Source organism: Chryseobacterium sp. JV274 (assembly GCF_903969135.1).
Classification (GTDB): domain Bacteria; phylum Bacteroidota; class Bacteroidia; order Flavobacteriales; family Weeksellaceae; genus Chryseobacterium.
In genome coordinates this window covers 392,763-418,625 of record NZ_LR824569.1, presented here as the reverse complement: position 1 = coordinate 418,625, position 25,863 = coordinate 392,763, and the positions used below count along the sequence as shown (strand labels likewise).

At 36.1% G+C, this 25,863-nt stretch carries 23 protein-coding genes; 11 read left to right on the top strand and 12 right to left on the bottom strand.

Annotated elements, in window-relative coordinates; genetic code table 11:
• Positions 1 to 2 precede the first annotated feature (2 nt).
• Positions 3 to 1,424, top strand: coding sequence for a PLP-dependent aminotransferase family protein (locus tag CHRYMOREF3P_RS01945; protein WP_180563718.1), 1,422 nt, complete (start codon positions 3 to 5; stop codon positions 1,422 to 1,424).
• Between the two features lie 132 nt (positions 1,425 to 1,556).
• Here the strand turns inward: CHRYMOREF3P_RS01945 and CHRYMOREF3P_RS01940 are convergent, their stop codons facing one another.
• The 5 genes from CHRYMOREF3P_RS01940 to CHRYMOREF3P_RS01920 form a co-directional block, all read right to left on the bottom strand.
• Positions 1,557 to 2,153 carry a Crp/Fnr family transcriptional regulator gene (locus CHRYMOREF3P_RS01940; RefSeq protein WP_047374905.1) on the bottom strand — a complete coding sequence of 199 codons (597 nt, stop codon included), beginning with the start codon at positions 2,151 to 2,153 and terminating at the stop codon, positions 1,557 to 1,559.
• A complete protein-coding gene (gene ytxJ, locus CHRYMOREF3P_RS01935) occupies positions 2,150 to 2,530 on the bottom strand; it encodes a bacillithiol system redox-active protein YtxJ (protein WP_077417490.1) in 381 nt (126 codons plus the stop codon). Before ytxJ ends, CHRYMOREF3P_RS01940 begins: the two co-directional genes overlap by 4 nt.
• On the bottom strand, positions 2,527 to 2,988 hold the full coding sequence (locus tag CHRYMOREF3P_RS01930) for a DUF1569 domain-containing protein (RefSeq protein ID WP_228408848.1): 462 nt from the start codon (positions 2,986 to 2,988) through the stop codon (positions 2,527 to 2,529). Before CHRYMOREF3P_RS01930 ends, ytxJ begins: the two co-directional genes overlap by 4 nt.
• Complete coding sequence (locus tag CHRYMOREF3P_RS01925; protein ID WP_077417494.1) at positions 2,982 to 3,518, bottom strand: YfiT family bacillithiol transferase; 537 nt, start codon at positions 3,516 to 3,518, stop codon at positions 2,982 to 2,984. Before CHRYMOREF3P_RS01925 ends, CHRYMOREF3P_RS01930 begins: the two co-directional genes overlap by 7 nt.
• Before the next feature lie 217 nt (positions 3,519 to 3,735).
• Positions 3,736 to 4,878: a DEAD/DEAH box helicase gene (locus CHRYMOREF3P_RS01920; protein ID WP_077417498.1), complete on the bottom strand. Its 1,143-nt coding sequence runs from the start codon at positions 4,876 to 4,878 to the stop codon at positions 3,736 to 3,738.
• Positions 4,879 to 5,175: 297 nt separating this feature from the next.
• On the opposite strand from CHRYMOREF3P_RS01920, the gene pncA reads away from it, so the two are divergent.
• Entirely contained in the window at positions 5,176 to 5,781 is a 606-nt protein-coding gene (gene pncA / locus CHRYMOREF3P_RS01915) for a bifunctional nicotinamidase/pyrazinamidase (RefSeq protein ID WP_077417500.1), read from the top strand.
• 180 nt (positions 5,782 to 5,961) lie between these two features.
• Here the strand turns inward: pncA and CHRYMOREF3P_RS01910 are convergent, their stop codons facing one another.
• Positions 5,962 to 7,140, bottom strand: a complete 1,179-nt coding sequence (locus tag CHRYMOREF3P_RS01910) for a pseudouridine synthase (RefSeq protein ID WP_232538943.1) — start codon at positions 7,138 to 7,140, stop codon at positions 5,962 to 5,964.
• Positions 7,141 to 7,241: 101 nt separating this feature from the next.
• Here CHRYMOREF3P_RS01910 and aroB point away from each other — a divergent pair, with 101 nt between their 5' ends.
• From aroB to CHRYMOREF3P_RS01880, 6 genes are all read left to right on the top strand, one after another.
• On the top strand, positions 7,242 to 8,288 hold the full coding sequence (aroB, locus tag CHRYMOREF3P_RS01905; RefSeq protein ID WP_180563717.1) for a 3-dehydroquinate synthase: 1,047 nt from the start codon (positions 7,242 to 7,244) through the stop codon (positions 8,286 to 8,288).
• Positions 8,289 to 8,567: 279 nt separating this feature from the next.
• Positions 8,568 to 9,203, top strand: coding sequence for a porin family protein (locus tag CHRYMOREF3P_RS01900; protein WP_077417504.1), 636 nt, complete (start codon positions 8,568 to 8,570; stop codon positions 9,201 to 9,203).
• 233 nt (positions 9,204 to 9,436) lie between these two features.
• Positions 9,437 to 10,060, top strand: a complete 624-nt coding sequence (locus tag CHRYMOREF3P_RS01895; RefSeq protein ID WP_077417506.1) for a porin family protein — start codon at positions 9,437 to 9,439, stop codon at positions 10,058 to 10,060.
• Positions 10,061 to 10,267: 207 nt separating this feature from the next.
• Positions 10,268 to 10,852 carry a porin family protein gene (locus CHRYMOREF3P_RS01890; RefSeq protein ID WP_077417508.1) on the top strand — a complete coding sequence of 195 codons (585 nt, stop codon included), beginning with the start codon at positions 10,268 to 10,270 and terminating at the stop codon, positions 10,850 to 10,852.
• A 443-nt stretch (positions 10,853 to 11,295) separates the two neighbouring features.
• Complete coding sequence (locus CHRYMOREF3P_RS01885; RefSeq protein ID WP_180563716.1) at positions 11,296 to 11,994, top strand: porin family protein; 699 nt, start codon at positions 11,296 to 11,298, stop codon at positions 11,992 to 11,994.
• A gap of 364 nt (positions 11,995 to 12,358) precedes the next feature.
• The gene (locus tag CHRYMOREF3P_RS01880; protein WP_077417512.1) at positions 12,359 to 13,072 is read left to right on the top strand and encodes a porin family protein; all 714 of its coding nucleotides are present in this window, start codon (positions 12,359 to 12,361) and stop codon (positions 13,070 to 13,072) included.
• Positions 13,073 to 13,177: 105 nt separating this feature from the next.
• Here the strand turns inward: CHRYMOREF3P_RS01880 and CHRYMOREF3P_RS01875 are convergent, their stop codons facing one another.
• The 6 genes from CHRYMOREF3P_RS01875 to CHRYMOREF3P_RS01850 form a co-directional block, all read right to left on the bottom strand.
• Positions 13,178 to 14,125 carry a glycerophosphodiester phosphodiesterase family protein gene (locus tag CHRYMOREF3P_RS01875; protein WP_180563715.1) on the bottom strand — a complete coding sequence of 316 codons (948 nt, stop codon included), beginning with the start codon at positions 14,123 to 14,125 and terminating at the stop codon, positions 13,178 to 13,180.
• 141 nt (positions 14,126 to 14,266) lie between these two features.
• Positions 14,267 to 15,766 carry an amidophosphoribosyltransferase gene (gene purF / locus CHRYMOREF3P_RS01870; protein ID WP_077417516.1) on the bottom strand — a complete coding sequence of 500 codons (1,500 nt, stop codon included), beginning with the start codon at positions 15,764 to 15,766 and terminating at the stop codon, positions 14,267 to 14,269.
• A 125-nt stretch (positions 15,767 to 15,891) separates the two neighbouring features.
• Positions 15,892 to 16,614 (bottom strand): phosphoribosylaminoimidazolesuccinocarboxamide synthase, encoded by a 723-nt coding sequence (gene purC, locus CHRYMOREF3P_RS01865; RefSeq protein WP_027372243.1) that lies wholly within the window; start codon positions 16,612 to 16,614, stop codon positions 15,892 to 15,894.
• A gap of 36 nt (positions 16,615 to 16,650) precedes the next feature.
• Entirely contained in the window at positions 16,651 to 17,346 is a 696-nt protein-coding gene (locus tag CHRYMOREF3P_RS01860) for a DUF3307 domain-containing protein (protein WP_180563714.1), read from the bottom strand.
• A 1-nt stretch (position 17,347) separates the two neighbouring features.
• Positions 17,348 to 17,953: a SatD family protein gene (locus CHRYMOREF3P_RS01855; RefSeq protein WP_047384977.1), complete on the bottom strand. Its 606-nt coding sequence runs from the start codon at positions 17,951 to 17,953 to the stop codon at positions 17,348 to 17,350.
• Positions 17,954 to 18,403: 450 nt separating this feature from the next.
• The gene (locus CHRYMOREF3P_RS01850; protein WP_180563713.1) at positions 18,404 to 20,317 is read right to left on the bottom strand and encodes an endonuclease; all 1,914 of its coding nucleotides are present in this window, start codon (positions 20,315 to 20,317) and stop codon (positions 18,404 to 18,406) included.
• A 189-nt stretch (positions 20,318 to 20,506) separates the two neighbouring features.
• Here CHRYMOREF3P_RS01850 and CHRYMOREF3P_RS01845 point away from each other — a divergent pair, with 189 nt between their 5' ends.
• From CHRYMOREF3P_RS01845 to CHRYMOREF3P_RS01835, 3 genes are all read left to right on the top strand, one after another.
• Positions 20,507 to 21,646 carry an acyl-CoA dehydrogenase family protein gene (locus CHRYMOREF3P_RS01845; RefSeq protein WP_077417523.1) on the top strand — a complete coding sequence of 380 codons (1,140 nt, stop codon included), beginning with the start codon at positions 20,507 to 20,509 and terminating at the stop codon, positions 21,644 to 21,646.
• 20 nt (positions 21,647 to 21,666) lie between these two features.
• Positions 21,667 to 22,164 carry a DinB family protein gene (locus tag CHRYMOREF3P_RS01840; RefSeq protein ID WP_077417525.1) on the top strand — a complete coding sequence of 166 codons (498 nt, stop codon included), beginning with the start codon at positions 21,667 to 21,669 and terminating at the stop codon, positions 22,162 to 22,164.
• Between the two features lie 369 nt (positions 22,165 to 22,533).
• The gene (locus CHRYMOREF3P_RS01835) at positions 22,534 to 25,464 is read left to right on the top strand and encodes a reprolysin-like metallopeptidase (RefSeq protein WP_180563712.1); all 2,931 of its coding nucleotides are present in this window, start codon (positions 22,534 to 22,536) and stop codon (positions 25,462 to 25,464) included.
• Positions 25,465 to 25,863 lie beyond the last annotated feature (399 nt).

Below are 25,863 nucleotides of genomic sequence, written 5' to 3'. Positions count from 1 at the left end.
ATATGAACAAAGAATTTTTATACACAGAAATTGCAGACGGAATTGCAGGACAGATCAGGAATGGTATTTTAAAGGCCGGAGATAAGCTTCCTTCGGTAAGAATGCTATGCCATGAACATCAGGTAAGTATGAATACCGCCAAGCGTGTTTTCCTGGAACTGGAATCCCAGTCTTTGGTAGAATCCAAACCGCAATCCGGTTATTTTGTGAGTCAGTTATTATCCGCAAAACTTCCTTTGCCGGAAGTGAGCCGTCCTTCATTGATCGCCAATAATGATGAACCGGATGAACTGATCAGTAAAGTATATGAAAATATGGGTAAAAAAGACCTTACTTTTTTCTCTATTGGAATTCCGTCAGGAGATCTTTTACCTCAGGCAAAACTGAAAAAAGAAATCGTAAACGCTATCAGGGAATTAAAAGAAGGAGGTACTGAATATGAAGAACTTCAGGGAAACCTGAAATTAAGAAGAATGATTGCCATACGTTCTTTACAATGGGGAGGAAATCTGAGTGAAAACGACCTGATTACTACCAATGGCGGAATGAATGCTTTGTCTTTCTGCTTAATGGCATTAGGAAAACCCGGCGATACAATTGCTATTGAAAGCCCTTGCTATCCGGGAATTCTACAGCTGGCAAACGGAATGGGTTTAAAAGTATTGGAACTTCCTACACACCCTACTACCGGAATAGAAATTGAGGCTTTAAAAAAAGTAATTCCCCAAATAGACATCTGCCTGCTCATTCCGAACTTCAATTCACCCTTGGGAAGCTGTATGCCTGATGAAAATAAAAAAGAAATTGTAAAAATACTTTCGGAAAACAACATTCCACTGATTGAAGATGATGTCTATGGAGATCTTTATTTCGGCTCTACGCGCCCAAAATGTTGTAAATCTTTTGATAAAAACGGAAATGTACTGTATTGCAGTTCCATTTCAAAAACTTTGGCTCCGGGATATCGTGTAGGCTGGATTGCTCCTGGAAAGTATAAAGACAAAATCATGAAGCTTAAGCTCCTGCATTCCACGTCCTCTATTTCAATTGTTAATGAAGCTGTAGCCAACTTTCTGAAATCAGGAAAATATGAAAAACACCTACAGCAGCTCCGCAGAACCCTGCAAAACAATTATCAGAACTATGTTCAGACCATTGCAGAAGCTTTCCCGGAAGGTACCAAAACCAGCCGTCCACAGGGAGGATTATCTTTATGGGTAGAATTTGACAAAAAGATACGGACAACAGAACTATACGATATGGCCATCAAGCAAAATATAAGTATTGCTCCCGGAAGAATGTTTACCTTTCAGGAGCAGTTTGAAAACTGTATGAGACTCTGCATAGGACTTCCGTGGTCGGAAGATACACAAGCAAAACTCAGACAGGTTGGAAATCTTGCGAAAAAAATTTATTTGAAATAAGGAAGATGGAAGTTATTATAATTTTAAGAATAGATTATGTCAATTCTTATTAAGGATGTTTAAATAATAACTATCAAGTTCTTTTGTGTTTACCAGAACTTCAAGCTTCCCTCTCCCATCTTCCATCCTTTTTTATTTATTATCCGGGACGAAGTTTTTTCTCGCCAGCTCTTTTCTTACACGGCTCAGACTCTCAGGAGTAATTCCAAGGTAAGACGCAATCATCCATTGTGGAACTCTCAAAAGTAAATCAGGATACATTTTAATAAATTTCATATATCTTTCTTCTGCCGTCTCACCAAGCAAAGAGTTGATTCTGTTTTGAAGACTTCTGATATGTTTCTGAAGCAGAAAATCACTTCTTTCAATACTGTTTGGAAACTGTTCAACCAGCTTATTAAAGAAATCAGGATGCAGAAACAGAATTTCTGAATCTTCAACCGCTTCTATATAATAAATGGATTTTTCATTGAAATAAAGACTGCTTCGGTCAGAAATCAGCCAGCTTTCAGGAGCAAACTGTATAATATGCTCTTTCCCGTTTTTATCAATGGAATACATCTTCAACAGACCTTTTTCTACAAAGAATATATGCCGGCATATTTCGCCGTACTGAAGAAGAAACTGATTTTTAGGAATTTTCTTTACTTCATAGTGCAGGCTGCAAGTGTTCACATTTTGAAGGGGAACATTTAAAACTTTGGCTAAATAATCATTTATATTCTTCATGATACAATCTGGCTTAAAGAAATATCCTGGTGTGAAGCATTGTTTACAGGTTTTCCGTTCTCTATTACAATCAGCTGCGGACTTTCGTGTCTGATCTCAAAATCTGCCGCTATTTTATTGGAAACAGATCTGTGAGCCAACAGATCAAGGTAGTATACATTGACCGGCTGATCTGAATTTTCAACTTCTTTTTCAAAATTCTTCAGTACAGTTCTGCTGATAAAACAGCTTGTTGAATGTTTAAATATAGCAATTCTATTCTGAAAAGAGTCTTCTATAGCTTTTGTAAGGTCTTCTTCAGACTCTATCTTTTTCCAGAATGTTTTTTGGTCAGGGGTTTCGTTTTTTCCACCGAATATTTTATCAAAAAAACTCATACATTAAATTGTTTTAGATGATGATCAAGATGTTTGTATTCTAAAAATGTCCAGTCTTTTTCAGTCATGTTTCCGAATAACCTGTGATGATCCGGCAGGTTGCTTTTTTCACAAGCTTCCCGGAATTCTTCAAGCGTTTTCAGCAGATTGGTTTTTGACACATCAAAATCACACTCAAAATTAACGATTAGTTTTTGAAAAGTAGGCATGTTTCTGGGAATTCCATTATTGAAGACATACATTTCTGTTTTAGTGAATATGCCTATGGTCTTATACACAAAGTTGATACGGGGAAGTTCTACTTTTTTTAAAGCTACCTGAAGAACTAGGTCACAGTGCTTTAGCATTTGACATACGTCCATTTTCCCCCATTTTCCAGGGGAATTTTCAGATAACATGGAAATTCGGTCTACAATTTCCTTATAATATATGGGATTATTAACACGCTTCCTTACCAACCTTTTTCTATCTTCAGGTTTTCAATATGGGCAAAATGATGATTACAATGCCAGACGTACAAAGCAAGGCTGTCTCTTAGATTATAATCTCTGTTATGCTCCGGATGATGAAAAGTTCTTTCAAATTGTTTATTCGTAAGGCTTTTAAGGAGTACAACCCATCTTTGGTGCGTTCCTTTCAGCATTCTCATAGCCGGTTTTACAGGCATATGGTAACTATCCTGAAGTTCTGCCCACTTGGCTTCATCATAAGGCTTTATGGTAGGATTATCTTCTGTAAGAGCCAGCTTAAAACGGATAAAACTATTCATATGACTGTCCGAAAGGTGGTTCACAAGCTGTCTTATAGTCCAGCCTCCTTCTCTGTAGGGAGTATCCAATTGATCGTCCGTAAAATGTTCAATGAGATTTTTTAGCCTGCCGGGAAAGTCTTTGATCACTTTGATGTAAGTATCCAGTGTAGTATCGCAGATATTTTCTGGAGCTTCAAACGGGCCTATCGGAAACTTTTTTTTCTCTAAATCACTCATTGCTCAAGGGTTTAATTTTTAATTATTGCCGATTTGTCCGATGGTTATCTTTTGGAACAATTTATTAATATCAGCTTCTGTAAATTTATCAAAAATTCAAGAATCTAAGGTGAATAAAGCATTAATTATACCGATAACAATTTTTGTGGTACCAATTTTCATCAAAAAAGGCTTCAATGATAAACTGAAGCCTTTTTTAAGTTATATTGATAAAGGACTAATAACCATGTAAATCAATACCTTCTGTTCTTTGTAAGGTTACTTTTCGGCCCATTTTCTTCTGGATTACTCTGAAATGCTGCAATTCATCATCTGTCAGAATACTGATTGCTGTCCCTTTCTCATTAGCACGCCCTGTTCTACCGATACGGTGAATATAATCTAAAGGAGAACGCGGCAATTCGTAATTAATCACGCATGGTAATGACTCGATGTGAATTCCACGCCCAAGCAGGTCTGTTGCCACCAAAATCTGGGCTCCGTTTACTTTAAACTCTTCCAGGTTATTCTTGCGGGCTCCCTGCGATTTCTGACTGTGAATAGCCACCGCTTTAATTTTATTCTTTTTAAGCTTTTCCACCAGGTTATCTGCAGATCTTGTAGACGAAACAAAGATCAAAGCCTTTTCCACCTTTTTTTCCTTAATTAAATAACGAAGGAAAGGACCTTTATTTTCAGGAGAAACATGATATGCAAGTTGTTCGATATTATCAATTTCAACTTCTTCTTTTTTAATTTCAATAATAGTGGGATTGATAGACAGGCGTTCTTTCATTTCAGAAACCTTATCATTTAAAGTCGCTGAAAATAAAGTCGTTTGCTTCACCACAGGCATCATTCCGAAAAGCTTATTCATTTCTTCTCCAAAGCCCAGCTGAAACATTTTATCCGCTTCATCAATCACCAGATGCTGAATTCCTGAAATACTCAATGCATTATGGTCAATTAAGTCTAAGAGACGTCCAGGAGTGGCAATAAGAACTTCTACCCCAAACATTCCTTTCATCTGCGGATTGATGGAAACACCTCCATAAACAGCCATTGTACGAATCTCCCGCTTCAGATTTTCTGTAAAAGCTCTGAAAACTTCATCAATCTGAATAGCCAGTTCACGGGTAGGAACCAATATTAAAACCTGAACATTACGGTCTTTTTTAACTTCAGCATTCTGTAGTTTTTCTAAAATGGGCATTACAAAACAAGCCGTTTTCCCGGAACCAGTCTGTGCAATTCCCATTAAATCTTTCCCCTGCAAAATAACAGGAACTGCCTGCTCCTGTATTGGAAATGGTTTTAAATACCCTAATTTGTTAACAGAACGAATAATATTGTGTGATAATCCTAACGATTCAAATGACATAAAAATACTTATTTACTGCAAAGATAAGCTATTGAGATTTAGTTCCATTTTTTTGAACCGTAAAAGGCTTGAAGCCGGGAGATGGAAGAAAGAAGTACGAAGGACATAAAGGAATACATAATACTCTCCGCTTCATCATTTTTAAAAAGTTCTTATGCAAAGACAGTTAGCAGTTGTACCACTGAAAGCACTTCCAGCTTATTATTTTTTTATTGCCGATTTGTCCGAAAATTCGGGTTTGGACAAATTTTTGAAGATTAGTTTTGTAAATTTATCAAAAATTCGAGAAATCAAAATATGAAAAAAGCGTTAATAATAGTCGATGTACAGAATGATTTTTGTGAAGGCGGAGCCCTTGCAGTCCCTGGATCCAAAGAAATTATCCCGTATATCAATCTTCTCATGGAGGAAAATGCATATGATCAGGTGGTTCTGACACAGGACTGGCATCCTGCAGGACACAAAAGTTTTGCAAGTAGTAATGGCAGACAGGTTGGAGAAAGTATTATTTTAAATGGTGTTCCACAGTTTATGTGGCCGGATCACTGTATTCAGGGAACTTTCGGGGCAGAATTCCACAAAGATCTGAACAGAGACAAAGTAACCCATATTGTACAAAAAGGCAAAAATATAGAAATTGACAGCTACAGCGGTTTCCAGGATAATAATCACTTTATGAAAACCGGACTGGACGATTTCTTAAAATATCACGATATCCAACTGGTTGAAATCGTAGGGCTGGCATTAGACTATTGTGTGAAGTTCACGGCTCAGGATGCTGTGGCCAACGGATATGTAACATGCCTTCACTTCAATGGTACACGTGCTGTAAACGTAAAACCGGACAACGCCAGAGATGCCATCTACGAGATGATTGAAAAAGGAGTGACAGTTTTAGGGTAATGATCAATTATAAATGATTAATTATGAATTCTGGAATTCATAATTAATACAATAAAAAAAGCGCAGAAAGTAATTCTGCGCTTTTTTGTTTTTTACACTTAAATGTATTGTTTAAAAGAATGAAATAAGTTACAAATCCGAATCTGCTATTCATTTTATAACTCATAATTCATCATTATATTAAAGCATTTTAAGGTTATTTACTTCCAGTTCTGTAAGGATTCTCCAGTGTCCTCTCTTGATATTCTTCTTCGTCAATCCTGCAAACATTACTCTGTCTAAAGCTTCCACTTCGTACCCTAATCTTTGGAATATTCTTCTGATAACACGGTTCCATCCAATATGAATCTCAATTCCGATTTCATTTTTTGGTTTTCCTTCAATGTACGAAATCTGATCAACAACTGCTATACCTTCATCAAGACGGATTCCTTCTGCAATAAGACGTAGATCTTCCCCTGTAAGCTTTTTATCTAACGTTACATGGTAAATCTTTTTAGCATCAAAAGATGGATGCGTTAATTTTTTAGTCATGTGTCCGTCATTGGTCAATAAAATAACCCCCGTTGTGGAACGGTCTAATCTTCCAACAGGGAAAACTCTGTAAGGAGAAGCATTAGCTACAAGATCCATTACTGTTTTTCTTGCTTTGTCATCTTTCGTCGTAGAAATATAACCTTTTGGTTTATTCAAAAGTACATAAACCGGTTTTTCCGGAGTAATATTTTGTCCGTCAAAAACTACTCTGTCGGTTTTCTGCACCTGATAGCCCATTTCGTTGACTACTTTTCCGTTTACCTCTACCAGTCCCTGAGTAATAAGATCATCAGCTTCTCTCCTGCTGCAGATCCCTGAATTGGCAATATACTTATTTAGACGGATAGTATCTTTATGAACATCTTTGTCAATTTTATTTAACCTTCTTTTTTGTACAAAAGATTTTGCTCTGTCATCTCTTTCATCTCCATTAGAGGGTCTTCTGCCATATTTCAGACTACCTCTTTCATATTTATCTCTTGTATTAAAACTGTTTCCTCCTCTTTTTGATTTTCCGAAAGATTTTCTCTCAAAGCTCTCACTTTTATTGGTGATGTAAGGTTTTTTTTCAGATTTTGAACCCATATCTTCGCTGGAACCTTCAGAGCTGTCTGTATTTCTCTTGAAAGGTTTTTTGTCGAATTTTGAGTTAGCCCCTCTATGTTCAGGAGCTGTTCTGCCTCCGTCTTTAGAAAAAGGTTTTTTAAAAGGTTTTGATCCTGAAGAATTTCCAGATCTGGAAGCACGAGAATCATCAGAACTTTTCTTGGTTGAAATTCTTGGTCTCTTTGGTCTGTCTGAATTATTATTATCTCTGCTCATTCTAAAAATTTCTGCAAAGATAGTAATTTAGTTACGAGTTAAAAATTAAGAATCATAACTTTGCACTATAGTTTACATTTTAACTTTACAAATATTAGAAGATGATAACAATATTAAACGATAATTTTTCTCAGCTTAACGGGTTTCTTCATGAAAAATCTTTCAGTAAAATTTTCATTCTTGTAGATGAAAACACTCATGAATACTGCCTTCCTATTCTTTTAGGAAATATGGAAACAGACCTTGGCTTTGAAATTTTAGAGATTGAAGCCGGAGAAGAAATGAAAAATATCCAGACTGCCAATCAGCTTTGGGAAATTCTTACGGAAATGCAAGCAGACAGAAAAGCGCTGGTTATCAATCTTGGTGGAGGCGTGATTACTGATATGGGCGGATTTGTGGCATCTACTTATAAAAGAGGTATCCAGTTCATCAATATCCCTACTACCCTTTTATCTATGTGTGATGCTTCCATAGGAGGAAAAACAGGTATTGATCTGATGCATTATAAAAATATGGTGGGAACTTTCGCATTCCCGGAACAAATCTTTATTTTTCCGAAATTCTTAGAAACATTACCGTTTAAAGAATTAAGAAGTGGGTTCGCTGAAATGCTGAAACATGGATTAATTGCTGATAAAAATCATTGGGATCAGCTGATCAAAGTTCGTAAACTGGAGGTGGAAACGGTAATTCCGCATATTCAGACTTCTATGAAAATCAAACAGGACGTTGTAGATAAAGATTTCCACGAACAGAATATCAGAAAAACTTTGAATTTTGGGCATACAATAGGCCATGCTGTGGAAAGTTTATGTTTACAGCAAGGAAATCCTATCCTTCACGGAGAAGCGGTTGCCATGGGAATGATTGCAGAAACTCATCTGGCTTATCTGGAGAATCTTATTTCTGAAACAGATGCAAATATGGTTATTGAAAATGTACAGAGATACTATCCTTACCTGGATATCAATGATTTTAAAGATGAAGATATCACTGCATTATTACTGAATGATAAAAAGAATACAGACAGTAAAATCAATTTTTCCCTGCTTTCCGGAATCGGTTCTTGTACTTATGACCATCAGTGCAGACAGGAAAACATCCTTAAATCTCTGTCTTTTTATAGAAAATTGAATAATGCTTAACTGTTTTTTGGAAAAATAAACCTGGTTTAAAAGGTTGTTTTTAACAAAATTGTCAATTTAGAGTTCTTCTAAACAAATGTTTATTTAAATTTACAACTAGCTGAAAATCAATTTTATATTTTAAAAATCACTTAAACACTAAGTGATTTTTTTATTGATTTTACTCATAAAAAAGATTTTTGGCAAGCAATTTGAAAGATACTCTGCGTTCAACTGAAAAATGTTGAACAAGTAGTAAAATTTAAAATTAAGAAAGAGTAAAATTAAAAAATTAAAGTTATGAAAAAGTTAATTTTAGGATTAGCGTTAACTGCAGGAACATTCGCATTCGCTCAACAGACAGGAAACACATCTTCTAATCCAGTAACATTTGGGGTGAAAGGAGGAATGAACGTATCTTCACTTTCAAAAGACAGTGGACTTGATGATCAGAAATCTAAAATAGGATTCAATGCAGGTGTATTTGCCAATATTCCATTGGCAGCTTCATTCAGCGTTCAACCAGAGGTTCAATACTCACAATATGGTAATAAATCAGATTATACTATAGGAGGAACCAAGTTTTCAGCTTCAACTAAATTAGATTATATTACAGTACCGGTAATGTTCCAGTACAATCTGATTCCCGACCTTTATGTGGAAGCAGGACCAGAATTCGGTTTCATGGTAAGTGCTAAAAACAAGTTCAAAAATGAATCAAACGGACAGTCAAATACCACAGATAATTACAAAGACAATTTAAATACATTCAACTTTGGTATTGGTCTTGGTGCCGGATATTATTTCACTCCGAACTTAGGGCTTACAGCAAGATACGTTGCTGGTTTAACTGATGTAGCGAAAAACAGACCTAGTGGATCTGATGCTACAAGAAACAACCTATTCCAGGTAGGATTAGCTTATAAATTCAAATAAGCTTACACATTCACAAACAAATTTTATATTCAATAGAAAAGATCAGATTAATTTTTTAATCTGGTCTTTTTTTTATGGTAAAGCATTGATCCTTTGATAAAACATTAAACATATATCCCAAACTATTGATTTTTCAATTAGTTAAAAATATGATAAAGTCTTTACTGAAGGGGGTTCACGGCATATTGTTTGTTGCTTTCCGAGCGTTAAACAACTTAAAATAAAACTAATCTATGAAAAAGATTTTTCTAGGCCTGGCACTTATCGCAGGTACTTTCGTTTTTGCGCAGAACACTTCAACTGATGCTGCCACTCCATCCACATCTTCTTCTAAAATCAAATTCGGTTTGAAAGCGGGACTTAATGTTTCCAGTCTTTCTAATATGGATATGAAATCAAAAGCAGGATTTTATGGTGGCTTTTTTGTGAATATTCCTGTCGCAAAAGATTTTGCTATCCAGCCGGAAGTATTGTATAGCGCTGTTGGGGCAAAAGAAAAAGGAGGCAGAAATTCAAAACTTAATTTAGAATACATTTCCGTTCCTGTAATGTTTCAGTATAAAGCACTTCCTAATTTTTATGTAGAAGCTGGACCTCAATTTAGTTTCCTTATGAGGGCAGAACAAAAGGATGATGTCGGAAGTTTACAACTTAAAAATGCAACCAAGGGTTTCGATTTCGGAATCGGATTAGGAGCTGGTTATAATATTACCAAAAATATTGGTGTAAATGTGAGATATACTGCAGGGTTATCTGATATTGTGAATGCAAAACAACAGAGATATCTTTATGGGTATGGCAGATCAGGATCTGTAAGAAACGGAGTATTCCAGGTAGGAGTAAATTACAAATTCTAAAGCTTGTTTAGCTTTTCTCGTTAAGTTTTAATAATTAAAGTGGGGCCGGATTAATTTTTAATCCGGCTTTTTTATGTAAAAAAAAGATTTACTTTTTCCAGTATACAGTATAAACACTGGATTTACAACCAGTTTTAACTTTGGCACGCCATTTGATTCTTAATGAAATGTTAAATAAAACTTAAAAACTATTAAAATATAAAACTTATGAAAAAGATTTTTTTAGGCCTTGCACTAGTAGCAGGTACTTTCACTTTCGCTCAGAAGACTTCAACTTCTACTGCTTCATCTTCTCCAGTTAGATTTGGTGTAAAAGCAGGTCTTAACGTTTCTACTATTTCTAACAGTGACTTAAATTCAAAGGCTGGATTTTATGGAGGTGTTTTTGCAAACATTCCTGTAGCACAAGACTTCTCTGTACAGCCAGAAGTATTATACAGTGGTTTGGGCGGTAAATATAAAGGTAACGGTGATCTAAAACTTAACGCAGATTATATCGCAGTACCGGTAATGTTACAGTACAACCTTATTCCTAATTTATATGTAGAAGCTGGTCCTCAATTCGGTTTCCTTATCAGTGCTAAAGGAAAAGGCAACGGTGGCTCTGTAGATATTAAAGACAATTTGAAAAGTTTTGATTTCGGAATTGGTCTTGGAGCGGGATATTATTTCACACAAAATATTGGAGTGAATCTAAGATATACTGCAGGATTATCTGATGTCCCTAAAAACAACCCAGGTGATGCTTCCAGAAATGGTGTATTCCAGGTAGGTTTAGCTTATAAATTCTAAAAAATTAGGCCGCTTTTAAAAGCAGACTTTCTAATCAATACAAAGCCGGATTAAATTTAATCCGGCTTTTTTATTACACTGATGTTTTTTGGCAAGAAATTTGCGTATTGAGTAGTGATTGTACTCTATTCCGGAAATCCCAACTTATGATTCCGTTTTTACAATGAAATAGGTATTGGTTCAATTGAATTTCAATGCTCAAATCTAACTATTACCATTATAAACTTTTAACGTGAACGGCATTGGGTGGATTAACACATAGAATGCAAAGCATGATACAGAAATGTATTTTGCTCAATAATTAGATACATTTTGATTTCAATAGAAAAAGTCAGGTTTATTAGTTTAAGCCTGACTTTTTCGCTTATTGCATGATTTTTATCACTTCTCCCTTTTGTGGCAGATATTTTGTCGCGATGATGAAAAATTAAAACTTTAAAATCATGAAAAAACTCTTTGTAGTACTGGCAGTTGCAGGCTGCCTTTTCGCAAATGCACAGGAAAAAAATCAGTCAAAAATTTCTTCTCCTGTTACTTTTGGTGTTAAAGCAGGCTTGAATGGATCTACGCTTACCAGAGGAGACGGTTATGAATATGATAACAATGAAAAAATGAAAGTAGGTTTTCATGCAGGAGTGTTCGCAAATATTCCGGTTTCTGAAAAATTCAGCCTCCAGCCGGAACTTCTTTTCAGCCAGCTGGGATCAAAATCAAACTATAACTACAGAACAAGCTCAGGGAATTACAGAAGAACACAGCATTATGATTATAGTACAACATTAAATTACCTTTCTCTTCCTGTAATGGTTCAATATAATATTCTGCCTCAGCTGTATGTAGAAGCAGGTCCTGAATTTGGATATCTGTTGGGAGGAAAAACAAAAGGAGATTTAACCACTATTGAGACCACTGGAAATTCAATTACGATTGATCATACAGACCATATCTCAAAGAATATTTCAACAAGCCTTTTTAACCGTTTTAATCTGGGGTTAGGTATTGGTGCCGGATATTACTTTACTAAAAATTTTGGCGTGACCGCAAGGTTTAGTGCTGGTATTACTGAAGTTTACAAGTACAACGAGGATGATAAAGTAAGAAATAATGCACTTCATATTGGGGTTGCTTATAAGTTTAAATAGGGATATTTATTATTTTCAAAATCGATACCGGACCGTAAATGGTCCGGTATTTTATTTCAGGTCTTGAAAACAGCCTGGATACCCCGTTATTTTTACAAAAAACAACTTCTGCTTTTTAATTATTTATCATTTCAATTATCTACATTAAAGCGTTCTGAGTCTTCAACTCTTTTCATAAAATATTCAGTTTGGCAATACATTTATTCATCAAAAAGGGATAAATGATTAAAAAAAAACTTTCCAAAAAGCCCTTCAAAAGCCCTATAAATAAGCATTTTTCAACTTTGGCAAGCAATTTGCAAAATAAATGGAGTCTGATTGAGAAATCATCGACACACAAATAGTAAAATTAAAAAATAAAATTATGAAGAAGTTATTTTTAGGATTAGCATTAACTGCTGGTACATTAGCTTTTGCTCAAGAGACAGAGACAGCAACAAAAACAGTAAATGCATCACCACTAAAAAAAGATGTTCAACCCATTAGATTCGGAGTTAAAGCAGGAGGAAACTCTTCTTATTTCAGTCAGCAGAAGTTCGGGATCAATACCCAGCAACTAGGTTTTCATGCAGGTGCATTCGTTAATATTCCAATTTCAAAACAATTCAGCTTCCAGCCAGAGGTATTATTCAACCAAATGGGTGCTAAAGATGTAATGTATTCTACGGAAACTGATAATGGTGTTACGAATGTAAAGACTAAAGTACAGAGCAGAGTACAAATGAACTACATTTCAGTTCCATTAATGGTTCAAATGAGACCTATTGACAAGTTTTATATTGAAGCAGGACCTGAATTCAGTTATTTCCTTAATGGTAAAAACAAATCAGAATCTACTGTAGCAAGTACTACAGGAGGAATTACTACAACTACTGCAAGTTCAAACTCTCAGGATATCGACAAAGATATGATCAACAAATTCAATTTCGGATTGGGTCTTGGTTTAGGATATGACATCACTTCCAACATCGGTGTAAGTGCAAGATACGTAAACAGCTTAACCAAAATTGATAAGAGCAGACCTGCCGCTGAAAACAACAACAGAGTATTTCAGTTAGGCCTGAACTATAAATTTTAATTAAAAGAACCAATTTTTTAACCCTAAGTGCAGTTATCTGCACGTATAAAATAGCCGGAAGAAATTCTTCCGGCTATTTATATTAATAGATAAATGTTTTAAAAATTATTCGAATATTCTCGGATCATCGCTGATCACTCCATCTGTTCCCATATCCTTTAGTTCCTTCAGTCTTTCTTTTGTATTCACAGTCCATGGGATTACTTTCATTCCTAATAAGTGGCATTCCTTTATCAATTGGGGAGTTACAAGATTATGTTCAGGACTGTAAATAGTGGGAGTGAAACTCAGGAACTTCATATCTCCTGCCACTCCACTGAGATGATCGGGATACATTTTGAATTTTTCTACAGGAATGTTTTTAAAATAAGCCTGCTGCTGAGCCAGTTTTTTATCATCCACTTTTTCTACCAACAGAGCTGTCATTATTTTTGGATATTCTTTATGAAGGATTTCCAAGGTTCTTGGATCAAAAGACTGGATAATCACTCTGTCCTGAATCTTTTTCTCTACAATAATTTTCATCATCAGATCTACAAATTCTTTCGGTTCCGGATGAAATATATTATCAGAGAAAGGGCGTGTCTTTGTTTCTATATTATAAAAAGGCAATGGTCTCTTTAGTTCACGGGCATAAGCTTCACATGCATCTATGACTTCTGAAAAGAGAGGTTTCTGAGCCTTCATTTTCTTTTGATCAGGATAGTTATTAAGCTTTTTCAGGCCTACATCAAATGTTTTAATTTTTGCATAAGGCATTTCATAAATCTTATAATAAAAACCAGAATCTTTTGGAATATAGGTTCCATCCGGTTTTGTAACCAACTCCGGGGAAAGGAAAGCATCATGGGAAAGAATCAACTTTTTGTCCTTTGTGATGGCCAGATCCATTTCCAGGGTCGTTATATTCATTTTTAAGGCATTTTTCATTGCCTGGATGGTGTTTTCCGGGTAAAGAGATTTTCCTCCGCGGTGTGCCTGCTTATCGAAAGATTGTGAAGTGTAAAGTTGGGCAAATACCAGAAAAATACCCGTGAAAAATGCGTTTTTCATATCCTGAACTTTTAATCAGACAAAATTAAAACTCTATTATATATTGTATAATACAGGAATATTAAGCTTCTGCTACATTTATATAACAAAAAGAGCCGGGTTATAGCCCGGCTCTTTTATTTTATGCTTTCAATAAAGAAGTTAATTGAATAAATCTACCTCTTCTCCTTTTTCTACAGGATATTCTTCTGTAAAGCATCCGAAGCAGTGGTTTGCAGATCCTAAAATTTCTTTCAGATTATCAATGCTTAAAAATTCTAAGGAATCTACGCCCAAATAATTTTTAAGTTCTTCTGTGGTCATATTAGCTGAGATCAGATCATCTTTAGACGGAGTATCAATTCCAAGATAACATGGGGCAATGATAGGCGGAGAAACACTTCTAAAGTGAATTTCCTTTACTCCTGCATCTTTTAGAATTTTAACAAGTCTCTTCGATGTTGTTCCTCGAACGATAGAGTCATCAATGATCACTACTTTCTTATCCTTCATCTCAGAGATGATTGGATTCAGTTTAAGGTTCACTACCCTTTCTCTCATTTCCTGTGTAGGAACAATGAAACTTCTTCCGATATATCTGTTTTTAATCAAAACAGGACGGAAAGGGATTCCTGAAGCTTTAGAGAAACCAATGGCAGCAGGAACTCCGGAATCCGGAACTCCAATAACCAGATCAGCCTCTATAGGAGCCTGTTCCCAGATTTTCTCCCCAGATTTTTCTCTGATCTCATATACATTGATGTTTTCTAAGGTAGAGTCAGGTCTTGCAAAGTAGATATATTCAAAAGAACAGATTCTCTGCTTTCCTTTTGCCTCATCCATCATATAAGAATGAAGTTTTCCAGGTTCGTTTTCATTGGTATAAATGATCTCACCAGGAAGGATATCACGTACATATTGAGCTCCTACAGCATCCAATGCCACAGATTCTGAAGCTACTACATAAGATCTTTCATCAATAGCTCCCAAAACCAATGGACGGATTCCGTTGAAATCTCTGAATGCAAAGAATTTATTTCTGGTCATCCCCACTACGGAATAAGCTCCTTCAATCTTTTCCATTGTTGCTTTAATAGCTCCACGAAGACCTAAATCAAGGTTTTTCTGGATCAGTCTCAGGATCACCTCAGAATCAGATGTAGCTCTGAAGACTACGCCTTCAGCCTCTAATTCTTGTTTTAATTCTTTCGCATTGGTAAGGTTACCGTTGTGTGCTATAGAAAGTATAATCTGGTCATATTCGTTTTTCGCGAAAAATGGCTGGAAATTATATTTCTTTTTATCTCCTGCAGTGGTATAACGGGTATGCCCAATTGCAGAATTTCCCATAAAAGTTTCAGGTTCCTGAATTTCTTTATAAACATCTAAAACCAGTCCTTCATCTTTCATATTGGTGATTCTTCCGTCTTTTAAAACGGAGATACCACAAGCTTCCTGGCCTCTGTGCTGTAACGCAAAAAGCCCGAACTGCGAAAGAGAGAAAGTATCCAGATCATTATCCGAATACAATCCGAAGATCCCACACTCTTCATTGGGAGCATCCAGTCTTTCCTCTTCCTGAGTTCTGAAAAGATTTCTTCCGTAAGTCTGGGTTTCAAACTGTTTTAAATATTCACTTTTATGAATGTCTAAACTTTTCATTTCTATTTTTTCTAATGATTAGAAGTTAGATATTAGATGTTAGAAATTAGTCTAAGTTAACTTCAGTTTTTAATTTTTGTTTTAAATAACAAATTGTTTTACAGAAACATACTTTCTCTGAAATCTTATTTCTGTAAAAGATTTTTAAGACGGTTGTAGATTTCTACATAAGCTTCAGTAACTTCTCCTAAGTCTCTTCTGAATCTGTCTTTATCTAATTTTTTCATAGTATCTTTATCCCAAAGTCTGCATGTATCAGGAGAAATCTCGTCAGCCAGGATAATTTCACCGTCTGAAGTTTTACCTAATTCGATTTTAAAATCTACCAGGATGATGTTGATTTTGTCAAACAGGTCGATCAGGATTTCATTGATATCCGAAGTCAATTCGTACATTTCGTCAAGCTCTTCGTAAGTAGCAGCTCCCAAGAAAACAGCATGGTGATCGTTGATAAGCGGATCTCCCAATTCGTCTTTTTTGTAGCAGATATCGAAGATTGTTACCGGAGATTTGATTCCCTCTTCAACTCCTAATCTTTGTGCCATACTTCCTGCAGAGTAATTTCTTACCACCATTTCCAAAGGAATGATAGATACTTTTCTTACCAGCTGCTCTCTTTCGTCCAATTGTTTGATGAAATGAGTTTTGATTCCTTTTTCATTTAAGTATTCAAAAATAAGGGTTGTGATTGCATTGTTCATTTCCCCTTTAAGATCAACCTGACCTTTCTTTTGAGCGTTAAATGCTGTAGCATCGTCTTTGAAACGTACTACTACTTCATCAGGATTATCAGTTGCAAATACCTGTTTTGCTTTCCCCTCGTACAACATTTCTTTCTTTTGACTCATAATTTTACTTTCTAAATTGTAGTTAGATTTATTGATTTATTTTATTATTATTCCTGTTAAGACAGCCAGCCCAAAACTCAGCAGTGTACCAATTAATACATATTCTGTAAGTTTTCTCTGTTTTGCCTGTGCAAGGTCGCTGAACCTGAAAACAGATTTTGCAGCTACCATGAAACCTACACCTTCCCAGTGATTCACCATGATAAAAGTGAAGACCAGCAGACGTTCTAAAATTCCGATATATTTTCCGGCACTTGATAAAGATTCGGTTTGAATAGTGTTGGGGCCATCCGGAGCGGGTGTCCATGATGACAATAAGATTTTGATAAAAATAGAAGCCGGTGTTGTCAAAAACAATGCAGCCATAATGAGCTTTAAAAATTCCTGATTCTGCAAAAAGCTGAAACAGAATTCCTGAAAATACAGGGAAACTCCGCCAATTACCAGTACATGCAGAAGCTGATCAATGAAAAACCATCTTTTTTTAGTCTTTACATTTTGAAATGTAAGTTTGGCCGCATCAATAATGAAATGAGTAATCCCCACCAAAACTGCTACCCACCAAAGTTTCAGATCCCAAAGTAAAATAAGACTTAATGCAGTGTGAATCAGAATATGAAAGTATAAAAACTTACTTTTTAGTTTATAGTTTTCCTTATCTGCAACCCATGAATTTGGCTGAAGTATAAAATCTCCGAGTAGATGTGCCAATATGAGTTTAATAAAGATCATGCTATAGTTCTGAGATTTTCTTTCTGAAATACTGGTTGGTTTCCACGATAAGCTCATAGTTGGCTCTCTTCAGTCTCTGGCTTATAGAAGACTGTGAAATAGCAAATCTTTTAGCAAGATCTTCCTGGGTAATATCCTGATTCATGATCATTTCATGAATGATTTCAGCCGTAGCCATAGTCCAGTTGTCAAAATCTTTTGATGACCATTTCAACAGAATATTAAGATCCCTGTCCACCGGGTCACTGGATGTTTTGATGGCAACGGTATGGCCGTCATTTTTAAGGTCATTAAGCAGTCTTCCGGAATGTACATAAGCTGTACCATTGGATTCTGTGATTTTCTCAGAAGAGAAACTTTCTTCACCAATACCGATGGCCATTCTTACATCTAAATTTTCCAGACTTTTAATAAGAGATTTTATGGCTAGAAACCGCCAGAAAACGTCATCAATATTGCATTTGAACTGGAATTCATCTCCTCTGTAGATTTCCCATGTGCCAGGAGCACTTCCCCATCTTTCGAGAAGATTTTTAAGTCTGGTAATCCAAACTTCAGTATCTGCATGCTGTGAATTTATAATATCACCGGTAATGACCGCTATCATACTGCAAATATAAGCATAATTACTTATAAATAAAAAATATAAGCAGAAACACTTATAGATATTGATTATTAGTGAATCTGCTTATATCGATTATATAGTAACCATAAGGTTTTTAAGCCTTTACCAAAAAATACAAAAATATGAAAATGTAAAAACCTGATAAAACTTTTTTCATTACGTTTACTTTAACTCTACATTTTTCACTTTATTTTTAAGTAAGAAGCTATTTCCTGCTATCCGCTCATACTCCTCGCGCCTTGGCGGCCATCCTAAGCTCAGCCGAAAGGCCTCTTCCTGCTGTGGGGTAACCGCTCCTATCAGGGCTAAAACAGTCATTGCGAGCAAAGCGAAGCAATCTCATCACCCCTATTAAAAAATAAAACCTCACAGATTTTAAAAATATGTGAGGTTTAGACTTGTTACTAAAAAAGCATGGTGATCCTACACCTGTTATCTTTTAATAAACTGATGTGCTTTCTCATCAAGTTGCAAGAAATACAATCCTGTAGGAATTCCCTGTACCGAAATACTTTTCTTATTTCTGAAAGGATCTTTCTCTGTGTAGATCACTTTTCCGGAAAGATCTATAATTCGGGCTGTTTTTATTTTTTCCGTTGTTCCGCTTACATAAAGATCATTGTAAACCGGGTTTGGATATATTGTAAATTCATTATTGGCAGTAATCAGTTCTGCAGTAGACAATGTGCCACCCAGATTCTGACAGTAATTAGCCGGATAAGAATCCCATTCACTCATATTAAATGTATCTGCAGGTTTATTGATGGTACTTTTTCTATATAAAGACACATTTCCATTATTATTGGTAGTATATTTTACACCAATGGCATCTATAGTAACCGTTTTATTATAAGCAAGCTCCACGTAGTTCTGTCCTGCAAACAGCATAGGATCAGAAGCTGTAACAAATCTTGCCTGATCATTGGTATAGCATGATAAAGCAGCTTTTGGATTCAAAATAACAAAAGTTTCATTATTTCCAACCTTACCTTCCAGCTCATAGGTATCACCACTATAAATAGCTCCTGAAGAATTGTTTTTAAACTGAATATTAATTCTGTAATTATTTAAATTAACCTCATGTCCGGTTTTATTAACGATTTCCAGAGCATTATTCTTAACGAAATCTGTATTGGTTCCTGATATATATTTTGTAATCATAAGATCCGAAGCAAATGAATCCAAAGCAATTGTTGAAGCTGTCACCGTATTACTGAACGGAGACTCCAGATATGCTTTATCAAAAGCCTTCACTGTAAAAGTATAAGTTGTTGAAGGGCTCAGGTGGTCTATGCTTATAGAAGTTCCTTTTGTAACAGCTACCGGTGTTGCTGAACCATTCACATAAACCCTGTATCCTAAAACATCGGTATCAGGAGAAGCCGTCCAGTTCAAATTGACAAAATAGGCATTCTGCTGCGTTGAAGCCAAGGATCCCGGAGCTGCCGGTGCAACGTTATCGGGCGTTTCAGACCAGATCATATCAATCCATTCAGGGTGGTCAATAAATGGATTTCTGTTTTTCTGTATGGTATAGATGGCGTTATTCCGGTCAATTTCTCTTTGCGAAACAGGATCTGCAGCACTCCATTGCTTCAGCATGACAACATATGGAAGATCAACGGCTCTTTCTTCGGTTCCGTCAAGCGGACACTGATCTGTAGCCGGTGTTATGTTTGCTGATGTAGTATAAGCGGTGTTAAATGACCCCAGTTTCCCCTCATATCTTACGGCAAAGTACAATAAAGTCCTTGCGATATCCCCTTTAAACTCATTTATAGGTTCGTAAACCCTTCCGGTATATGGATAGTTTGGAATTGCGGCATTGGATATCCTCGAAGTATTGGTAAAAATATAATGATTCGTATTATTTCCTATTCCATAAGGATAATTATTCCTTCGCTGGTTAATATAAGCATCAGCAGGAATAATAAAGTTCAGATCCGAATACATAGGATAATCACTGATAGATGAACTTGTACTGAATGTGCTTTGCGGCATCATATGTTCCCTGTTATAGCCCAAACCTTCTCCTCCTGCACCAGCTATTAATTGATCTGCTTTGTATTCATAAGCATCCGGTCCCGAAGGTATTTCCGAGTAGATATCCAGCATGTACTGAGTATTGGAAGCATCATGATCATAATATTTGTCAAGATCAGTTTGATTATAGAGCACCTTCAGATCGTCATAATGCCAGTTGATCATTTTATCCGAAATAATATCGTGAAGTTTCGACTTCAGAGCATATCCTGTCAATCCTGCTGTTCCATCATAATATCCGGCAGGTGCCTGCGCAGAAATAGAAGAGGAAATTAAAATGATAGGAAGTAAAATTTTTTTCATGCTTTAAAAATTGGGAACCAAAATAGTGAAATAAAAATCGTAAAAGACTGAATATTTTATTAAGAAAACATTAATTCTGAAATTATAAAAAATTGAAAATTAAACATATTATGGCTTAAATAGTATGAATGAAATAATTATTTTAGCATTCCATCAATTTGGTTATCTTTGGGCACTAACTATTATTATATGAATACAGAGACTATTGACAACATCAAAATGATAGCGGAGACGGCTAGAGAATTTGCAGAAAAGAACATCAGACCGAACATTATGGAGTGGGATGAAAGCCAGACTTTTCCAAAAGACTTATTCCACCAGTTAGGTGAGATGGGTTTTATGGGAATTGTTGTTCCTGAACAATATGGAGGTTCCGGTTTAGGTTATCATGAGTATGTTACTATTCTGGATGAAATTTCTCAGGTTGACCCATCTATCGGTCTTTCTGTAGCAGCACACAATTCACTTTGTACCAACCATATCTATGAATTTGGAAATGAAGAACAAAGACACAAATGGCTTCCTCAGCTGGCTTCCGGAAAAGTAATCGGAGCTTGGGGTCTTACAGAGCACAATACAGGTTCAGATTCAGGAGGGATGTCTACTACTGCTGTAAAAGATGGTGACGAATGGGTTATCAGCGGAGCTAAAAACTTTATCACTCACGCTATTTCAGGAGATATTGCAGTAGTAATGACAAGAACAGGAGAAATAGGTGCTAAAAACAACTCTACAGCTTTTGTTTTAGAAAAAGGAATGCCTGGGTTTACTTCCGGGAAAAAAGAAAATAAGTTAGGAATGCGTGCTTCAGAAACAGCTGAATTAATCTTTGATAGTGTACGTGTACCGGATTCCCACCGTTTAGGAGAAGTAGGTGAAGGTTTCAAGCAGGCTATGAAAGTATTGGATGGTGGTAGAATTTCTATCGCTGCACTAAGCTTAGGTACTGCAAGAGGAGCTTATAAAGCTGCTTTGAAATATGCAAAAGAAAGACATCAGTTCGGAAAGCCTATTTCAGATTTCCAGGCAATCAACTTTATGCTTGCAGATATGGCTACAGAAATTGATGCTGCTGAGCTTCTTATTCAGAGAGCTTCTACCCTGAAAAACGCAAAACAGAAAATGACAAAAGAAGGAGCTATGGCTAAACTATATGCTTCTGAAGCTTGTGTAAGAATTTCCAACAATGCAGTTCAGATTTTCGGAGGATACGGTTATACAAAAGACTTCCCGGCTGAAAAGTTCTATAGAGATTCTAAACTTTGCACAATTGGTGAAGGTACTTCTGAGATCCAGAGACTGGTAATTGGAAGAGATATTACAAAATAAATCTTTAAATCCCAATACAAATGATTAAACAGGCACTTTTAGGTGAATTTCTGCACGAAGCTGAAAACACCAGAAAAATTTTACAGGCAATCCCTGACAGCGCATTAGACTGGAAACCGTCTGAAAAAAACTGGACAACCGGACAGTTAGCCTCTCACATTGCTGAAGTATACAATTGGTACGAATCCACTTTCAATCAGGACACTTTTGATATGGGTGCGTATAAGTATGACAAAGGAGATATTTCCAAAGCGGAAAATATCCTAGCAAAATTTGAAGAAAATGTTGCCAACGCACAGAAAGTTCTTGAAAACTCGGATGAGAATACTTATTTCAATGAGTGGAAAATGGAAATGAACGGAAACGTACTTTTTCCGCCATCTCCAAGAATCCAGGTGGTAAGAGGCTTTCTTTATAATCATTTGTACCATCACAGAGGGGAATTAGTTGTTTATTTAAGATCAACCGGAAACAAAGTCCCTGGACTTTACGGCCCTACTGCTGATGATAAATTCTAAGTAAGGATTATATAAATATAGTAAGCTGTTTCAAAATGAAACAGCTTTTTTTGTAGACAGAATGTAGAATAGATGACAGCAATTATCAAAATTTAATTCACTAACATTCTTGCATATAATTAAATAATTAACAAATTTTATTGTCTCATTTTAATAAATTAATAAAGAAATATATCTATTTTATTTTTTTAAAAAATTAAAGCACATTTCATCATTTCATTTTTCTTTTATTAATAAGCTTTTTCAATTATATTCAATGTACTGCATAGTATTCTAAGTCAACATTCTAAATTTCTCTTAAAAAATTTTGTTTTTGATAATATATTTTTCGTTAGCTTTGATATTCCACAATCAAATTTAATATTTAATATGAAAAAACAATTAACGTTGATTGGAATGCTCCTTATTTCGGGTATTTCTTTCGCACAGACTGACCGTCTTTGGTCTGAAGGTTCCAGAAAAACTTCATCAGAGATTTTTGAAAACAAAACAGGCATCAGCAATCCTAAGGTTTACAACCTGGACATCAACGGATTGAAAAATGCTCTTGCAAAAGCTCCCAAAAGACTGGCTGTAGGCGAAAAATCAGAACTCATCATCTCTTTTCCAAATTCTGAAGGCAGAATGGAAAATTTTAAAGTGAGGGAGAATTCCAATTTTGCTCCTGAGTTGGCAGCAAAATATCCGGATATCAAATCCTATGTAGGACAAGGTCTGGATGATCCTAATTCCACAGTCTATTTCAGTGTTTCCCCACTAGGACTGTCATCAATGGAAATTTACGGTGATAAATCTGCGGTTTTCATTGAACCTTACACTAAAGATCTTTCTTCTTATGTAGTGTACAGAAAATCTGACAAAAAAGATGATCTTAACAAGTTTGAATGTACAGTAGTAGATGCTGCACAGAAAGGAGTTTCCAACTCTGCTCTTGCTGCAAGACCTAACGCTGATGATGCCAAACTGAGAACGTTCAGACTGGCACTGTCATGTACCGGAGAATACACTACTTATTTCGGGGGTACAAAAGCTCAGGCTTTAGCTGCAATGAACACCACAATGACCCGTGTAAACGGTGTTTTTGAAAAAGACTTCGCAGCAAGAATGGTTCTGATCACTAATAACGATGCTGTAATCTACACCAACGCATCTACAGACCCTTATTCTGCAGCTTCCGGAATGAGCAGCTGGAATTCTCAATTACAAAGCACTTTAACTTCTGTAATTGGTGAAGCCAACTATGATATCGGACACTTGTTCGGAGCTTCAGGAGGCGGTGGAAATGCAGGCTGTATCGGCTGTATCTGTACAAACGGATCAAAAGGAAGCGGATATACTTCCCCTGCAGATGCTATTCCTTCAGGAGATAATTTTGATATCGACTATGTGGCTCACGAAATGGGACACCAGTTCGGAGGAAATCATACATTCTCCATGAACAATGAAGGAACAGGTGTCAATATGGAACCAGGATCAGGATCAACAATCATGGGCTATGCGGGAATTACCAGCCAGGATATTCAACCGCATTCTGATGCGTTCTTCCACGCGATAAGTATTCAACAGATTACAAATAATATCAAAGCTAAAACTTGTTCTGTCAATACCAATACAGGAAATTCAATTCCTACAGCAAGCGCAGGCTTAGATTATACAATTCCAAAAGGAACTCCATTCGTACTGACGGGTACAGGAACGGATGCTGACGGAGATTCTCTAACTTACATCTGGGAACAAATGGACAATGCTTCTTCTTCACAAACAGGAGCAAGTTCAGCTGCCAGTGCAACAAAAGCTACAGGACCGAACTTCAGATCATGGACACCAACCACTTCTCCTGCAAGATACTTCCCAAGAATGGCTTCTGTATTAACAGGTGCAACCACTACAGCCGGGTCTGAAATCACAGTAGAAGCACTTTCTTCAGTGGCCAGAACATTAAACTTCAGATTTACCGTTCGTGATAACAAGGCAGGAGGTTCAGGAAATAATTCTGATGATGCCGTAATCACTGTTAACGGAACTGCGGGACCATTTAATATAACTTCTCAGAACTCAGCCACAACCTATGCCGGAGGAAGTTCTCAAACAATTACATGGAACGTGGCAGGAACTACAGCTAATGGTGTGAATGCAGCCAATGTAGATATCCTTTGGTCAACAGACAGTGGAAATACATGGACTACTCTATTGGCAGGAACACCAAATGACGGTTCACAGGCAGTTACTATTCCTAATTCTACTACCACTACAGGAAGAATTATGGTAAAAGGATCAAATCACATTTTCTTTGATGTAAACAATGCCAACATCTCTGTAAATGCAGGTTCCGGAACTCCTGATACCGTTGCTCCTACAGCTCCTACCCTTGCTGCTTCAGGAACTACTGCTACAACAACTAACCTTTCATGGTCAGGTGCTACTGATAATGTAGGGGTTACCGGATATGATGTATATCAAGGGGCTTCATTAATAGGTTCTACAGCTTCTACTACATATACCGTAACAGGACTTACTCCATCAACAACCTATTCTTTCTCTGTTAAAGCAAAAGATGCAGCAGGAAACGCATCTGTTTCCAGCAATACAGTAAGTGTTACCACTCTTGCAGGAGGAAGCGTTTCATATTGCTCTTCATCAGCATCTAACACAGCAGATGAAAGAATCGGAAATGTAACATTTGGATCTATTAATAATACTTCTACAGGAACAGCTGGTTACGAAAACTTCACTTCAGTTTCTACCAATGTAACAAGAGGAAGTGCTTATACGATCTCCGTTACTCCGGTTTGGACCTCTACAAAATATAGCGAAGCATATGCTGTTTATATTGATTACAACGGTGATGGAGACTTTACAGACAGTGGAGAATTAGCATGGACAAAAGCAGGATCTACAACAAGCCCAGTAACAGGATCTATCACAATTCCAGCTACAGCAACTGTTGGATCTACAAGAATGAGAGTAATGATGAAATACAGTTCAATACCTACTTCATCATGTGAAGCTTTCACGTATGGCCAGGTTGAAGATTACACTCTTAATATCGTTTCTTCAGGAAAAGGAGATCTTCAGAATACAAAAGATCTGATCACAGATATTAAGCTTTATCCAAACCCTGTAAGAGATGTACTTTATGTTTCCAATACAACTTCAGAAGACTATAAAATCTTCGATATGGGTGGAAAACTAATTGACTCAGGAAAACTTCAGAGAGGCTCTGTGAATGTAAGCAATCTAATTAAAGGTGCTTATATGCTTCAAATTGGAGAATCAACTAAAAGATTTATTAAAAATTAATAACTTTTAAAATTAAACGATGTGAAAAAAACTGCCCTTTACGGGGCAGTTTTATTTTTGCAAAATGTAAAATATTATATTAAATATTTTTATGAATGTAACTAATTTCATAAAAATATTTTATTTAAAATAAAATAACTAGTATTTGAGTTTTTTAATTTAAATTTATCGAACAATAATATTCTTTTGTTGTACCGTTTACCCAGTTTGTATTTAAGGGAGCTCCGAAGTCGTTTTTTGAACGTCTGATACAGTTGCTTCTCTCGACCCTATTTTGGCTGAATTGATCTTTCAACAATTTACTGCCAGAAAAAACTATTATTAAGGCAGATTCCGATCATTTTTTGAACGGAAAAACATTAATAATATTCATATCAACATTTCCACTTAAGATTTTTG

Coding starts and splice junctions, on each gene's coding strand:
- CHRYMOREF3P_RS01875 (WP_180563715.1), bottom strand. CDS start 14,125: ATGAAAAACGCATTTTTCACGGGTATTTTTCTGGTATTTGCCCAACTT.
- purC (WP_027372243.1), bottom strand. CDS start 16,614: ATGAGTCAAAAGAAAGAAATGTTGTACGAGGGGAAAGCAAAACAGGTA.
- aroB (WP_180563717.1), top strand. CDS start 7,242: ATGATAACAATATTAAACGATAATTTTTCTCAGCTTAACGGGTTTCTT.
- CHRYMOREF3P_RS01920 (WP_077417498.1), bottom strand. CDS start 4,878: ATGTCATTTGAATCGTTAGGATTATCACACAATATTATTCGTTCTGTT.
- CHRYMOREF3P_RS01835 (WP_180563712.1), top strand. CDS start 22,534: ATGAAAAAACAATTAACGTTGATTGGAATGCTCCTTATTTCGGGTATT.
- CHRYMOREF3P_RS01890 (WP_077417508.1), top strand. CDS start 10,268: ATGAAAAAGATTTTTTTAGGCCTTGCACTAGTAGCAGGTACTTTCACT.
- ytxJ (WP_077417490.1), bottom strand. CDS start 2,530: ATGAGTTTTTTTGATAAAATATTCGGTGGAAAAAACGAAACCCCTGAC.
- CHRYMOREF3P_RS01860 (WP_180563714.1), bottom strand. CDS start 17,346: ATGATCTTTATTAAACTCATATTGGCACATCTACTCGGAGATTTTATA.
- CHRYMOREF3P_RS01925 (WP_077417494.1), bottom strand. CDS start 3,518: ATGAGTGATTTAGAGAAAAAAAAGTTTCCGATAGGCCCGTTTGAAGCT.
- CHRYMOREF3P_RS01845 (WP_077417523.1), top strand. CDS start 20,507: ATGAATACAGAGACTATTGACAACATCAAAATGATAGCGGAGACGGCT.
- CHRYMOREF3P_RS01885 (WP_180563716.1), top strand. CDS start 11,296: ATGAAAAAACTCTTTGTAGTACTGGCAGTTGCAGGCTGCCTTTTCGCA.
- CHRYMOREF3P_RS01940 (WP_047374905.1), bottom strand. CDS start 2,153: ATGAAGAATATAAATGATTATTTAGCCAAAGTTTTAAATGTTCCCCTT.
- pncA (WP_077417500.1), top strand. CDS start 5,176: ATGAAAAAAGCGTTAATAATAGTCGATGTACAGAATGATTTTTGTGAA.
- CHRYMOREF3P_RS01900 (WP_077417504.1), top strand. CDS start 8,568: ATGAAAAAGTTAATTTTAGGATTAGCGTTAACTGCAGGAACATTCGCA.
- purF (WP_077417516.1), bottom strand. CDS start 15,766: ATGAAAAGTTTAGACATTCATAAAAGTGAATATTTAAAACAGTTTGAA.
- CHRYMOREF3P_RS01910 (WP_232538943.1), bottom strand. CDS start 7,140: ATGAGCAGAGATAATAATAATTCAGACAGACCAAAGAGACCAAGAATT.
- CHRYMOREF3P_RS01855 (WP_047384977.1), bottom strand. CDS start 17,953: ATGATAGCGGTCATTACCGGTGATATTATAAATTCACAGCATGCAGAT.
- CHRYMOREF3P_RS01840 (WP_077417525.1), top strand. CDS start 21,667: ATGATTAAACAGGCACTTTTAGGTGAATTTCTGCACGAAGCTGAAAAC.
- CHRYMOREF3P_RS01895 (WP_077417506.1), top strand. CDS start 9,437: ATGAAAAAGATTTTTCTAGGCCTGGCACTTATCGCAGGTACTTTCGTT.
- CHRYMOREF3P_RS01880 (WP_077417512.1), top strand. CDS start 12,359: ATGAAGAAGTTATTTTTAGGATTAGCATTAACTGCTGGTACATTAGCT.
- CHRYMOREF3P_RS01850 (WP_180563713.1), bottom strand. CDS start 20,317: ATGAAAAAAATTTTACTTCCTATCATTTTAATTTCCTCTTCTATTTCT.
- CHRYMOREF3P_RS01945 (WP_180563718.1), top strand. CDS start 3: ATGAACAAAGAATTTTTATACACAGAAATTGCAGACGGAATTGCAGGA.